The following is a 12,863-nucleotide window of genomic DNA, read 5'->3' on the forward strand; positions in this document are numbered from 1 at the left end:
CCATAGCGGTGTGGCACCACCTGAATCCATTCCGAACTCAGAAGTGAAACACACCAGCGCCGATGGTAGTGTGGGGTCTCCCCATGCGAGAGTAGGTCACCGCCAGACTACAAATAAAACGACCCCGGTGCTAACGCGCCGGGGTTTTTTTATGTCTGTCGGTTAACCTCCCGGCAGGCTGACTCAATGCCCCTCCCCCTCCTTTCGTATGTGAAGATCAGGCGACTATAACTTTTGTTTATATGGCATCACTTTCTGGACTGAACCATAGCTTAAATCTCCTGCTATATTAGTACTATATTTATAAGGGAGAGCAGTATGAAACGTTTTAATGCAATTACTCTTGCTATAGCAAGTTCCTTTTTAGTCGCGCCCACCGTCTCTGCTCAGCAAAACTCTGGAGCGGAAGTAGAAGAAGTTATTCAGGTAGTGGGTTCTCGTCTGTCTATGCGAACAGCAACTGACGGTGCGGCACCAATTGATATCATAAGTGGCGAAGACTTAGCCGCTACAGGTATTACGGAAACGGCTAAAGCACTTCAGTACGCGGTACCGAGTTTCAGTTTCCCCTCCTCGTCAATTACTGACGGCAGTGACGCTGTAAGACCAGCCTCACTAAGAGGTCTTTCACCTGATCACACCTTAGTGTTGATTAACGGAAAACGCCGCCACAGCTCTGCGTTAGTTCACCTCAATGGTACAACAGGCAGGGGCAGTTCGAATGTTGATCTAAATGCCATACCAATGTCAGCGATTAAGCGGATAGAAGTGCTGAGAGACGGTGCCGCCGCTTTATACGGTTCTGACGCAATTGCCGGTGTTATCAACATTGTTTTAAAAGACAACAGCGAAGGTGGCGACGCCAGCTTCCAAGTGGGTCAGACTCATAAAGGCGATGGAGAACAATGGAGACTTTCCGGAAGCACCGGCTTTTCCATTGGAGAAGAGGGCGCATTAACGCTATCAGGCGAACTACAGCACAAAAATAGAACTAATCGTGCGGGTTTGGATCTTCGTCAACAATACCCCTTATTAGAAAATGGGGAGCTGGACCCAAGGGAGGAAACCTTTAACAGACAAAGTTTCCATATTGGCTCAGGGGAGTACGAGAATGCTTCGTTGTTTGCCAACTTGGATATGAGCCTGGGTGAAGGAAACTTGTACGCGTTTGGTGGAGTGAGTGATCGTAAGTCTGAGTCGGGAGCGTTTTACCGCAGGGCATTACAGGATGGCAACTTAACGTCGATTTACCCCGATGGTTTTCTGCCTATTCTGGCTCCTGATGTTAAGGACTACTCCGCCTACCTTGGTTATGAATGGTTTATCAAAGAATGGACACTGGACTTAAGCGGCGGCTACGGCGTTAGCGAGTTTCAATATAACGTAGAAAATTCACTGAATGCCTCAATGGGTCCTGAGTTGACGCCTACCTCATTTGATGCCGGAACCTTAAGCAATAAAGAAGCGAACATCACTTTCGATGCACAACGGTTCATACCGTTTGCGAATAATTCGGAGTTATCTCTTGCCTTTGGTGTGAGTTATCGAGAGAACACTTACCAAATAGAAGCTGGAGAGAGAGCGTCATACCTTGACGGTGGTTACCAGGGAAGACCAGCAGGAAGCCAAGGCTTTACCGGCTTCAAACCTGAGTCAGAAGTTGATCAAAGCCGCGATAACACTGGGGTTTATATAGAAGCGGAAAACCAATTGACCACAGACTTCATGTGGGGAGCGGCAGTTCGCCATGAGAATTATTCAGACTTCGGTAACAACACCAGTTGGAAACTGTCTAGCCGCTATGATGTTACCGATAGAATCGCTATTCGCGGCACGCTCAATACGGGCTTCCGCGCACCGAGCGCTCAGCAACTCTACTTCACTAATATTTCAACTCTAGCGGTTGATGTTAACGGCGAAACGGTATTGGAACAATCCGGAACATTCAATTCGCTGAGCCCTATTACCGAAGCACTAGGCATTCCTGAATTACAACCTGAAGAGTCTGAAAGCTTAAGTGCGGGCATTGTCTGGAATGGCTATGACGGACTCGCAATTACCGTTGATTACTTCCAGATTAATATTGATGACAGGATCATCTTGTCTAATCAGGTTCGTCCGGCAGATTCGCCTGCGGTTGCTAATGCACTGAGTTCTGCCTCCGCAGAGAATGCTCGCTTTTTTATTAATGCAGTAGATACCAAAACCAATGGGTTAGATATTGTCGCGAGTAAGACATTCAACCTGAATCAATATGGCGATTTAAAAGCTCAATTTGCATACAGTTTTAATAATACTGAGATAGAGTCAGTTAACCTGCCTCCTTTATTTGACGGACTAGAAACTGTTTTATTCGATTACGATGAAAAAGTACGTATGACAGATTCAACTCCTGATAATAGTGGTTCGTTTGGTTTAACCCATAGCCTGGGGAATTGGCGAACCGACTTGAGATTCAGCTATTTCGGAACTTATATTATTGGTGACTATGATGAAGGTGAGACTGCCGAAGAAGCTAATGAATCTTATGGGCCTAATTGGATAACGGATTTATCCGTCCAATACGCATTTTCTGAGAATGTTAATTTAACGGTTGGTGGTCAGAATATTTTCAGCCAGTATCCTAAAGAGCAGGTAATTGAGAGTCCATTTGATCGGATATTTAAATACCCGAATACGAACTCCCCAATCGGCTTTAACGGCGGCTACTTTTACGCAAAAGTAGAGTATAAATTTTAGGGATCGTGACAATGAATAGTAGTAAAAACCGCCAATATTTGGCGGTTTTTTTATTTATTACGGATGCGGTAAAAGTTAAGTTGATGAAATAAAAAGAATAAATAGTTGGCACGGTAGTTGTAACTCCAATAGTAGTTGTGTCTATTACGTCGTTATTGGAGTTATCATCATGTCAAATCGAAACTTTGGTTGGTTACTGGTTTTATCTATCGTTGGTCTCTTATTCTTTGCCGAAGAGATATTCTCTTTTCTGGGAATAGCGGTTGGCTCAGTTATCGAGTTGTCAGTCAGTTTATTGGTTAGTCTATTTGTTGTTGGCCTTGTTTTCTTTATCGTTGTCAGCGTATTTGGAAGTGTGCTATTAGGTGTTGGTGCCGCTTTCGTTACTCTGCTACTGAGTGGAATCGGCTTTTTCTGGCCATTGCTCCTTTGTCTATTGGTTCTTTACTTTATTTTTCGCAAACCAAAGGTTTCTAGAATTGGTTAATCACGTGTAATATAGAGCCTTAGTTAAATAAAGGAGCTAAGGCGATGCGTAAAATGATGTTGGTTCTGCTTTGTTTGTTGCCGGCGACAGCAATGGCAGAGTCATTAAACGTTAGTGATGGCTGGGCTCGTGCTAGTATTCCGGGGACTGAAAACGGTGCGGCTTATGCTACGCTTGAAAACCCTAATAGTGACGCCGTTAAAATTACCAGTATAAGCTCAGATATAAGTGATGTTGCCGAAGTGCATCGTCATGTTGTGTCTGGTGATGTAATGAAAATGGAAGCGGTTAGCCCACTCGTAATTGCCCCCGGCGAGATTATTAAATTTCAGCCAGGCGGCCATCATTTTATGCTGTTCGATTTAAATTCACCTCTTAAAGCCGACGAAAGCTTCTCTCTGATTCTACACTTTGATTCAGGTAAACAGCAGAAAATTCAATTTACAGTTCAGTAATAGACATTCGAAACCTAATAGGGATAGTTATGTATAAAAAGACCTTAGTGCTAGCCGTAACGTTAGCGGTTGCTCCTGCCAGTGCCATGGCCGACACGCTTTTCGGTGTTTATGCCGGTGGGCAAGTTTGGAGTGCCAATAATGAAGGGCAATATGCTGTTGGCTCTAATTTAATCGATCCGAATTTCGAGGACGAAAATCACAGCAGCTATTACATTGCAGTTGAGCACCCTATTCCATTAATTCCTAATATTAAGGTTCGGGAGAATACGTTAGAAGTTAATGGCGGATATGGACAAAACGACTTTAGCCACAGAGATTATATTTTTTACTACGAAATTTTCGATAATGATTTAGTCTCTTTTGATATTGGTGTCAATGCCATGGATTTTGATGGAACATTGCGCACTGGTTTAGGTAATAGCATCGGTCGCCAGGACTTTTCTGTGACTGTTCCAACAGCCTACGCCGCAGCGAGAGTCGGTATACCCGCTACAGATTTGACGTTTTTTGCTGATGTCAGCGCTCTAAGTGTGAAAGACAGCAAAGTTCAGGATGCTCAAATTGGTCTGGAATATCGCTTAGTTGAAAATCTGGCTGTCGACATTAATCTTAACGCTGGTTATCGTCATTCGGTTATTGAGCTTGATGATGTGGATGAAATTTATTCGGATGTAACCTTCAAAGGTCCTTTCGTTGGAGTAGAAGTTCATTTTTAATCGAATATTTAGGTTATTCTAAGCTTGCAGGTCATTCATTATATAAGCTAGATTGTTATATGTTTGTAACTTATTATAAATGGATGGCCTAGGCGAATGGTCAGTAGTCAAGACGAACCTCTATTTCTTCATGATGATGAAGTAACTCAGGCAGAATACAGTAAAGGTTTTTGGAAGATATTGATCGTCGATGACGATCAGGAAATCCATGCAGTTACTAAAATGGCGCTTGCAGACGTAATTATTTGCGGACGTCAGCTTGAGTTTCATCATGCTTACAGTGGTAATGAGGCTCTGGATCGCTTAAGCGAACACGATGACTTCGCTATGGTATTGCTCGACGTTGTTATGGAGACTGATAACGCTGGGTTAGAGGTCGCTAAAGCAATCCGGGAGCAATTGGGAAACGATGAGATTCGAATTGTATTACGAACCGGACAGCCAGGATACGCGCCCGAAGAAAGTGTCGTTAAAAATTACGATATTAATGACTACAAAACAAAAACAGAGCTTACCCGAAGCCGCTTATTAACGACGGTATTTTCTGCCGTTCGCTCCTATCAACAACTCTGCACTATTAACGAAAACCGCCGAGGTTTACGTAAAATTATTCATTCAGCCTCGAACTTAATGGAAAAGCACTCCATTGTGAATTTTTCCGAGGGGGTCGTTACACAAATAGCGTCACTGCTTGGCTTGAATGCAGAAGGTATTGTTGGTGCCCGGGCTCCTCATAAAGATAACGATATTTTGGTGTTAGGCGCTGCAGGACATTTTGCCGATAGCATCAATAAAAGCCTGTCGACTCTTAATTCCGAAGAAATAGAAAAAAGTGTAAGACGATGTCTTAATGAACGTCGGCATATACACACAGACAATGCTACGGTATTTTTTATTGACGGACAGGTTCATCAAGCGGCGGCTTATATTGAAACAAAAAATATTGTTGCTGAGTACGATCAAGAATTGTTGGAAGTGTTTTTAGCGAATATCGCGGTTGGTTTTGAAAACGCGAATTTATTCGAAGAGTTACAAACTGCAGCGTACCTTGATCCTTTAACGGGTATTCCTAATCGTGCTGAGTTCACGCGTAACCTTCAAATGCTGTCGGAGAAACCCGACAAAGAGATCATGATAGCGGCCATCGACATTGATCATTTTTCTGACGTTAATGATGGTTTAGGACAAGATGTCGGAAACTTACTGCTGCGTTCTGTTGCATTGCGTTTAACCGAGCAGCTTGGTAGTCATGTGTTTGTTTCACGTATTGCCGCCGACGTATTCGGTATTTTCGGTCCCACAAGTATTATTACACCTGCGGCTTTCAACGAGCTATTCGCTTTACCTTTTCGAGCGGGCGAGCACTATATTCCGCTGCGTGTCACCTGCGGCTTAGCCTCGGCAGGTAACCCTGAGAAGGTGAATGGCAAAGGGCTGTTAAAGCAAGTTTACATCGCTCTAAAGAATGCCAAAAATAATTCTTTCGATCGTTACAATTATTATCAACCGTCGATGGAGCAGGACACCCAACGCCGGTTACACCTTGTGCGGCGCTTACGTGCTGACTTTGCGAACCGGAAACTGCAGGTCTGGTACCAGCCGCAAGTTGACCTTAAGACTCAAAGAGTTATTGGCGCGGAAGCGCTCTTGCGTTGGCCTCAGAGCGACGGCTCTTTCATTTCTCCGGCAGAATTTATTCCTTTAGCAGAGTACTCCGGACTTATTGTGGAAATAGGTTCCTGGGTTATTGAAGAAGCTTGTCGGCAAATCAATGCATTCGACGAAATCGGCTTGCCGGAATTACGGGTAGCAGTCAATGTATCAGTGCCACAATTCCGGAAGCGCGACTTTCCGGAGTTGGTTGAAAAGCAGATAGATCAATGGGGTATCGATCCCAAAAGAATTGAACTTGAGATTACAGAAAGTATTGTCATGGAAGATCCTGACTTAGTTGCTGATATTTTACGACGTTTGAAACAGCAAGGTATTCAGGTCGCTATTGATGATTTTGGTGTTGGTTTTTCATCGTTAAGCTACTTACAAAAATTGCCCTTGGACCGAATAAAAATAGATAAAACCTTTGTCAGTAATTCGGATCAGAGCAGCGGGCAGATAATCATTGAGACTATTGTCGACATGGCAGGACGCTTAGGGTTAAAGGTTTTAGCAGAAGGTATCGAAGAGCAATCACAGCTTGATTACTTTCTTGGCTTAGAATGTACTGAGGGGCAAGGCTACTTCTTTGCTAAGCCTATGCCCGCTAACCAGTTAATTAGTTTGTTGCAAAAGCAGATGAACGACTCTTAGTTATAAACTTCAACGTTATCAGCGTTCATTTGATAGCCGGTAACCGCCAGATCGCCTTCTTTTCGTTCTACTTTAAGGGTGCCCTCAATCCAAACCGCATCATAGGTCTTTTCGTAAGGAACACCTTCCTCGTATTTAACATGGATAATCTGGTTTGGTGGCGGTGGCGGCACGTGAATACAAGCCCCAAAGTAGGGAACTAGTAGAAACTCTGTCACTTTATCCGCATCACCTTCCAGTTGAACAACATAGCCGGGAATACGTACCTTTTTACCATCCAGCGCCTGAACGACAGGGGCGTCCAGATTCGACTGCCGGTCTTCTTCAGGATTCGCATCATAGTACGATTGAGGCTTAACCGGAGGCGGAGTAAAGCCCTCAGGAATTAAGTCTTTCCAACCAATTTTTTCTGCAGCTGCGAACGCAGGCAGCGTCAGCATGAGTAATACGACAGTTAATAACCTCTTCATATTTTCACCGTAAGTCCGTCTGCTAAAGAATTGCGATAAGCTCGCCAGGCTGGAATTAAACTTAACAAGAAACCGGCAATAATAACGAGCGCGATACGCCACCATTCTGCACTGCTGGGCCAGGAACTACTGAGTATTAAGCCGGTTTGAGACTGAATAATACCAGCTAATGACCATTGCAGGCCATAAAGTAATAGTAAGCCGGAAAAAGCTCCGACGACTGTCAATAGCAGAGCCTCACTGAGCAATAAACCAAATATAGTCCCCGGTCCCGCTCCTACTGCTCTTAAGACAGCCATCTCCCGGCGGCGTTCCCGTAAACTGGCGAGCATAATCGTCAGCATGCCCAGTAAGCCAATTAACACAACCATAGCCGATATTGCGGTTAGCGCTTGTTCGAAGACTCTTAATGTTTTCCACAGCTGCTGCAAGGTCATGCCGGGTAAGAGGGCCGTTAAAGGCTCTTTTTCATAGGTATTAATTTGGCGCTGCAAGCGCAAAGCCAAGGGTTTGGCTTTTAATCCGAGCAAGGCTGCGCTGAGGCTTTCAGCCGGCGCTTCGCCGCGATGGTCATGACCTGAGTGGTCTTGCTCGCCGCTGTGAATCATTTCCAGACTGTGAAGTGTTACCAAAACGGCTTGATCAACCGGTGTGCCAGTTCGTTTCAGTATGCCAGTGACAGTGAGTGGATGCTGATCGTGCTGGCTAAAACTAATTCCGCCACTCCCATGGGCAATCACGATATCGTCGCCAATCGTTTTTGAGAGCTTCTCAGCAGCGTCAGCGCCTAATACAACGTCTTCAGCAGAGTGGAAAGGTTGGCCTTGTGAAAATTCCAGAGCCTGCTTCTTACCGTACTTAAAGTGCTCGAAATAATCACCGGTTGTGGCGACAACGGGCAGCCCCTGAACACTATCACCCAATGATATCGGAATTGCCCAACTGACTTCCGGGCGTTCTTTAATATCGGTAAAGCTTTCCCAACTCATGTTGTTGGTCATACTACCAATGTGGAAAACCGAAGAAAGTAACAGTTGGGTTTGTCCCGTCCGTGCTCCGATAATTAAATCGGTGCCCGATACAGTGTTTGCGAAATGACTCTGAACTTGCTCGCGAACGCGTTCTACAGCCAGTAGTAAAGTGACACTGACCGCTATAGCAATAATGGTTAACAGGACACTGGCGCGCCGGTTTAATAAGCTTTTCACTGCCAGGCGAATCATGATTGAACTCCTGCCTGGTTGAGCTCGTTAAGCTCGACGTGCTTATCAAAATAGGGAGATAAAGCGGCATCATGTGTCACAAATATCACCGTGGTGTCATTCTGTGCACTCAGCTCAAGCAATAATTGAATAAAGGTATCTCGGTGTTCAGCATCGAGTGCCGAAGTGGGTTCGTCAGCTATGAGTAGTTTAGGAGCGCCAAGCAGGGCTCTTGCCGCCGCAACACGTTGTTGCTGGCCAACGCTGAGTGTATGAGCGGGTTGCTGGATTTGTTCTGAGGACAATCCTAAGCGGAGCAACATCTGATTGGCGCTGGTTTGCGCTGAAATATTTTGCTTTGCTAGCCGTTGCTGTCGCATTTTCGAGAATTGACAGGCCAGCAACGCATTATCCAGAGCGGATAAATAGGGCAGTAAATTGAACTGCTGAAAGATATAACCAATATTGTCGGCACGGTAACGGTCACGCTGTCTACCGGACAAACTGGAGAAAGACGTCTCAAACAGGTCCAGCCGGCCTGTTTGAGGCGTATTAATTCCGGCTAACAGCGAGAGTAGTGTGGATTTTCCACTACCGCTGGGGCCGCGCAGCAACACTGTCTCACCTTGTTTCACCTGCCAGGCAGGAATGTACAAAATAGGTTTTTGTGCCGCCCATGAAAAGCTCAGCTCTTCAATGTTGACGGCATTTGTTGCGCTGGTATTACTCAAAACGTTGAATTAAGATTTTTTAGCACGTTCAAAAGACGATACGATTTCTTCTTTTGCAGCGGCGGCATCACCCCATCCGTCAACTTTAACCCACTTACCTTTTTCCAGCTCTTTGTAGCGCTCGAAGAAGTGAGTAATTTGAGCTTTTAGCAATTCAGGCAGATCATCAACGTCATTAATGTGGTCGTATTCTTTCGTCAGCTTACTGACTGGAACCGCGATGACTTTTGCATCTTCGCCTGCTTCGTCGGTCATTTTTAACACACCAACCGGGCGGCATTTAATGACTGAACCCGCCTGCAATGGATACGGAGTCGGGACTAACACGTCGACCGGGTCGCCATCTAATGACAGAGTCTGATTAACAAAACCATAGTTAGCCGGATAGAACATCGCTGTCGACATAAAGCGGTCAACCCAAAGCGTTCCGGTATCTTTATCCACTTCGTATTTAATCGGATCTGCGTTTGCCGGGATTTCGATGATGACATTTACTTCTTCAGGCATGTTGGTGCCCGCGGAGACGTTTCCTAAGCTCATAGTACTTCCTGCTCTAGTAAAAAATTGAATAATAAAGTCATGGTTACTGCGCGATTATAGCGGCTCGCCCCAATCACGCAATAGTCATTCAGTCTAATAGGGTCTGGGATGCTGTTTATGGTACTCCATGCACATATCCACTTCGTTCGCCGATCCCATCACCACCGAAACTCGCTGGTGAATATGCTCAGGTACAATTTCCAGCAAACGGCGGTAACCATCAGACGCTTTGCCACCCGCTTTTTCAACGAGCATGGCCATAGGCGCGGCTTCATATAAAAGTCGCAGTTTAAAAGGCTTTTCCGGGTTACGGGCATCCCATGGATAGGTAAACAAGCCACCACGAGAGATAACTCTATGCACGTCCGACACCATGGCCGCATTCCAGCGCATATTAAAGTTTTTACCTCTGGGGCCTTCTTCTCCATCCAGTAAATCACTGATATAAGAGCGAATTGGATCGGCCCAGTGACGGCGGTTTGACATATTAATGGCAAACTCTTTGGTGTCTTTGGGTATCTCTGCCTTTTCGTGAGTGAGTAAAAACTCACCTACCGTTTGATCCAGTGTATAAGTGCGAACGGATTTGCCCGTAGTCATCACCAGCATGGTCGCCGGCCCATATAATACGTAGCCCGCTGCGACCTGCGCTTTACCGGGTTGCAAGAACATAGCTTCGCTGGTTTCTTCTCCTTCGGGTTTGCGCAGGATAGAAAAAATGGTGCCGACGCCGCCGTTTATATCAATATTAGAGCTGCCATCCAGTGGGTCGAAAGCAACCAGGTAGTGTCCTGAATTTGGGCTTTCGACAATGGAGTCTTCCTCTTCAGAGGCTACGGCATGAACGTTAGGTGACTCAAGCAACAGCGTTTTTAACAACTGATTGGCAACCACATCGAGTTTTTTCTGAGTCTCGCCCTGAATATTTTCATCCAGCGTTGAGCCTAATACACCGGCTAATGCGCCTTGATGCAGGCGAAAAGAGATTTCCTTGGCCGCAATTTGAATGGTGTTAATAACAGAGATAAGCGACTCGCTGGTTTGATCCGCTCTCAGTGTTGGTAATAAACGTTTCATGAAGGTTCCTGCAGCTCTGGTTATTGGGTGCTAACAAATGTTTGTTCAGAGGGCGCAAATGATACCTTATTTTTTGGTAAAAATCCTGCTTGTCGGCGACTACGGTGGTACACTTTCGATATTTTAAAAGCAAACGGGTTTGGATAACGCATGCACATTCATATCGTTGGGATTTGCGGTACTTTCATGGGGGGCGTGGCGGCAATCGCTCAGCAGTTAGGTCACCGCGTAACCGGCTCTGATGCCAAGGTCTACCCGCCGATGAGTACGCAGCTGGAAAGTCTTGGTATTGAATTGATGCAGGGGTATTCCCATGACAATCTAAAGCCTCGTCCCGATATAGTGATCATCGGGAATGCCCTAAGCCGTGGGAACGATGAGGTAGAAGCTGTTTTACGCGAACGTATTCCTTATGTTTCCGGTGCGCAATGGCTGCACGACAATGTGCTGACTCAACGTTGGGTGCTGGCAGTTGCCGGTACGCATGGTAAAACGACTACGGCCAGTATGCTGAGTTGGATTTTGCATGAAAACGGTTTTGATCCTGGCTTCATGATTGGTGGTGTACCAGGAAACTTTCCGGTCAGTGCCCGGCTAACCGACTCGAATTTTTTTGTGATTGAAGCGGACGAATACGACACGGCTTTTTTCGATAAACGCTCGAAATTTGTGCATTACGCACCTGATACGTTAATTTTGAACAACCTTGAATTTGATCATGCTGACATCTTCCCCGATTTAGCCGCTATTCAGCGACAATTCGCCCATTTACTGCGTGTGGTTCCCGACACCGGACAGGTGATCTTACCCAGTGGTGACAGTGCGCTGGAAGAGGTGCTTGAACAAGGGTGCTGGAGTTCGTTGGTGCGTGCCGGTGAGCAAGGTGAATGGCAGGCAAAGTTACTGAAAGCTGACGGTACCGAGTTTGAAGTGCATCACCAGGGGCAGTGGGTTGCCACAGTCCACTGGGATGTGTTGGGGCAGCATAATGTCAATAATGCCGTAATGTCGATTATTGCGGCAGCCCATGTTGGAATTAAAGCGGAACACAGTGCACAAGCACTGACTCGTTTTAAGAGTCCTAAGCGGCGGATGGAGTTACTGGGCGAGCATCACGGTGTGAAAGTCTTTGATGATTTCGCTCATCACCCCAGTGCAATAAAAACAACCGTATCCGGGTTACGACAGCACCAGCCTGATAACCGTATTATTGCGGTGCTTGAGCCGCGGTCAAATACCATGAAAATGGGCGTTCATAGCGATAACCTGGCTGAGGCGCTGGAAGATGCGGATGATATCTTTGTGCTTCAGACCGAAGGATTAAAATGGCGTCTGGCTGAGAAAATGCCGAATGCGCACGTTTTCGAATCGACCGACGACTTACTGGCGGGCTTGTTAACCGAAGTGAATGCAGGAGATTCGGTACTCATTATGAGTAACGGTAGTTTTGATGGTTTGCATCAACGTTTTCTTGAAGCACTGCGACAAATGGACGACACAGGAACCGAGTAATGAAAACAGACAATAGAATCACGGTTGCGATAACAGGCGCTTCGGGTGCCCCTTATGCATTGCGTTTGTTACAATGTTTGCTTGATCAAGATCAACAGGTGCTGTTGTTGATTTCAAGTGCCGCCCGAGTAGTGCTGGCGACTGAGCAAGACATGCAAATTCCGGTTGCCCCGGAAAAAGCGGCGGCTATGCTGTGTCAGCACTTCTCTGTAGGTGCAGAACAACTCAAAGTGTATGGTAAAGAAGAATGGTTTTCTCCGGTCGCTTCAGGTTCAGCTGCACCTGCAAAAATGGTGGTCTGTCCTTGTTCAACCAGCACCTTGTCCGCAATTGCTAACGGCAGCAGCAACACGTTGATCGAGCGGGCGGCCGACGTCGTACTGAAAGAGCGCGGACAATTAATTTTGGTTCCGAGAGAGTCCCCGCTGTCGACGATTCACTTACAGAATATGCTGCAACTCAGTCAGCAAGGCGTAACGATTATGCCGGCTGCACCGGGCTTCTATCATCAACCAGAAAGTATTGATGACCTTATCGATTTTATGGTGGCCAGAATGTTAGACCACCTTGGCCTTGAACAGCGCTTAGTTAGCCGCTGGGGCTATGGAAAGGAGTCATAAAGAG

General features: G+C 46.0%; 12 protein-coding genes and 1 rRNA gene. 8 read left to right on the forward strand and 5 right to left on the reverse strand.

From position 1 onward, the window contains the following. From rrf to RBK99_RS04055, 6 genes are all read left to right on the forward strand, one after another. Window positions 1–108, forward strand: a 5S ribosomal RNA gene (gene rrf / locus RBK99_RS04030); the annotation flags it as partial. A 210-nt stretch (window positions 109–318) separates the two neighbouring features. Next, window positions 319–2,739, forward strand: a complete 2,421-nt coding sequence (locus RBK99_RS04035; RefSeq protein WP_317503364.1) for a TonB-dependent receptor plug domain-containing protein — start codon at window positions 319–321, stop codon at window positions 2,737–2,739. 169 nt (window positions 2,740–2,908) lie between these two features. Then, on the forward strand, window positions 2,909–3,226 hold the full coding sequence (locus RBK99_RS04040) for a hypothetical protein (RefSeq protein ID WP_317503365.1): 318 nt from the start codon (window positions 2,909–2,911) through the stop codon (window positions 3,224–3,226). A 44-nt stretch (window positions 3,227–3,270) separates the two neighbouring features. Further along, window positions 3,271–3,681 carry a copper chaperone PCu(A)C gene (locus tag RBK99_RS04045; RefSeq protein ID WP_317503366.1) on the forward strand — a complete coding sequence of 137 codons (411 nt, stop codon included), beginning with the start codon at window positions 3,271–3,273 and terminating at the stop codon, window positions 3,679–3,681. A 29-nt stretch (window positions 3,682–3,710) separates the two neighbouring features. Further along, window positions 3,711–4,400 (forward strand): TIGR04219 family outer membrane beta-barrel protein, encoded by a 690-nt coding sequence (locus RBK99_RS04050; protein WP_317503367.1) that lies wholly within the window; start codon window positions 3,711–3,713, stop codon window positions 4,398–4,400. 96 nt (window positions 4,401–4,496) lie between these two features. Next, the gene (locus RBK99_RS04055) at window positions 4,497–6,707 is read left to right on the forward strand and encodes a two-component system response regulator (RefSeq protein ID WP_317503368.1); all 2,211 of its coding nucleotides are present in this window, start codon (window positions 4,497–4,499) and stop codon (window positions 6,705–6,707) included. On the opposite strand, the gene RBK99_RS04060 is transcribed toward RBK99_RS04055, so the two are convergent. The 5 genes from RBK99_RS04060 to RBK99_RS04080 form a co-directional block, all read right to left on the reverse strand. Then, window positions 6,704–7,177 carry a DUF3299 domain-containing protein gene (locus RBK99_RS04060; protein WP_317503369.1) on the reverse strand — a complete coding sequence of 158 codons (474 nt, stop codon included), beginning with the start codon at window positions 7,175–7,177 and terminating at the stop codon, window positions 6,704–6,706. The genes RBK99_RS04055 and RBK99_RS04060 overlap by 4 nt on opposite strands. After that, window positions 7,174–8,400, reverse strand: coding sequence for an ABC transporter permease (locus RBK99_RS04065; RefSeq protein WP_317503370.1), 1,227 nt, complete (start codon window positions 8,398–8,400; stop codon window positions 7,174–7,176). The genes RBK99_RS04060 and RBK99_RS04065 overlap by 4 nt, the downstream gene beginning before the upstream one ends. Then, window positions 8,397–9,110 carry an ABC transporter ATP-binding protein gene (locus RBK99_RS04070; RefSeq protein WP_317503371.1) on the reverse strand — a complete coding sequence of 238 codons (714 nt, stop codon included), beginning with the start codon at window positions 9,108–9,110 and terminating at the stop codon, window positions 8,397–8,399. The genes RBK99_RS04065 and RBK99_RS04070 overlap by 4 nt, the downstream gene beginning before the upstream one ends. Window positions 9,111–9,119: 9 nt before the next feature. Further along, on the reverse strand, window positions 9,120–9,650 hold the full coding sequence (ppa, locus tag RBK99_RS04075) for an inorganic diphosphatase (RefSeq protein ID WP_317503372.1): 531 nt from the start codon (window positions 9,648–9,650) through the stop codon (window positions 9,120–9,122). A 93-nt stretch (window positions 9,651–9,743) separates the two neighbouring features. Beyond that, window positions 9,744–10,727 carry a class 1 fructose-bisphosphatase gene (locus RBK99_RS04080; protein ID WP_317503373.1) on the reverse strand — a complete coding sequence of 328 codons (984 nt, stop codon included), beginning with the start codon at window positions 10,725–10,727 and terminating at the stop codon, window positions 9,744–9,746. Between the two features lie 150 nt (window positions 10,728–10,877). Here RBK99_RS04080 and mpl point away from each other — a divergent pair, with 150 nt between their 5' ends. Together mpl and RBK99_RS04090 are read left to right on the forward strand one after the other, a co-directional pair. After that, window positions 10,878–12,239 carry a UDP-N-acetylmuramate:L-alanyl-gamma-D-glutamyl-meso-diaminopimelate ligase gene (gene mpl, locus RBK99_RS04085; protein ID WP_317503374.1) on the forward strand — a complete coding sequence of 454 codons (1,362 nt, stop codon included), beginning with the start codon at window positions 10,878–10,880 and terminating at the stop codon, window positions 12,237–12,239. After that, window positions 12,239–12,859 (forward strand): flavin prenyltransferase UbiX, encoded by a 621-nt coding sequence (locus tag RBK99_RS04090; RefSeq protein ID WP_317503375.1) that lies wholly within the window; start codon window positions 12,239–12,241, stop codon window positions 12,857–12,859. Before mpl ends, RBK99_RS04090 begins: the two co-directional genes overlap by 1 nt. Window positions 12,860–12,863 lie beyond the last annotated feature (4 nt).

The organism is Idiomarina solivarensis (assembly GCF_033052755.1).
GTDB lineage: Bacteria > Pseudomonadota > Gammaproteobacteria > Enterobacterales > Alteromonadaceae > Idiomarina.